At 76.1% G+C, this 644-nt stretch carries 1 protein-coding gene; it reads right to left on the minus strand.

Translation table 11 applies throughout. The features are described 5' to 3' along the window. The coding region (locus tag ACYVE9_RS29890) for an ATP-binding protein (protein WP_461030994.1) at positions 1–644 on the minus strand (644 nt) is incomplete at both ends.

The raw sequence follows: 644 nt of genomic DNA on the forward strand, positions 1-644 counted from the left end.
GTAGTGGGCGGTGACGGTGTCGCCGTCGTCGTACCCGCTGTCGAGCCGCACGCCCTCGGGCAGGGACAGGCGGTGCAGGACGCCCGTTCCCGGCTGCCAGTCGCGGGCCGGGTCCTCGGCGTAGAGGCGGGCCTCGACGGCGTGGCCGCGCGGCGGTGGCGGCTCGTCGTCGAGCGGCTCCCCCGCGGCGACGGCGAGTTGCAGCGCGACGAGGTCCACGCCGTGCACGGCCTCGGTGACGGGGTGCTCGACCTGGAGGCGGGTGTTCATCTCCAGGAAGTGGGGGCGGCCCCGGGCGTCGAGCAGGAACTCGACGGTGCCGGCGCCCTCGTAGTCCACCGCCCGGGCGGCCCTGACCGCCGCCGTGTGCAGGGTGTGGCGCTGCGTCTCGTCCAGCCCGGGGGCGGGGCACTCCTCGACGACCTTCTGGTGCCGGCGTTGGAGGGAGCAGTCGCGGGTGCCCAGCGCCCACACCGTGCCGTGGCGGTCCGCCAGCACCTGGACCTCGACGTGCCGGCCGCCCTCCAGGTACGGCTCGACGAACACCTCGTCGTCACCGAAGGCCGCGCGGGCCTCCTGCCGGGCGGCGGCCAGCGCCTCGTCCAGTTCGCTCAGCCGCCGCACCACGCGCATGCCGCGTCCGC

The sequence above is a fragment of the Streptomyces sparsus genome (assembly GCF_054776295.1).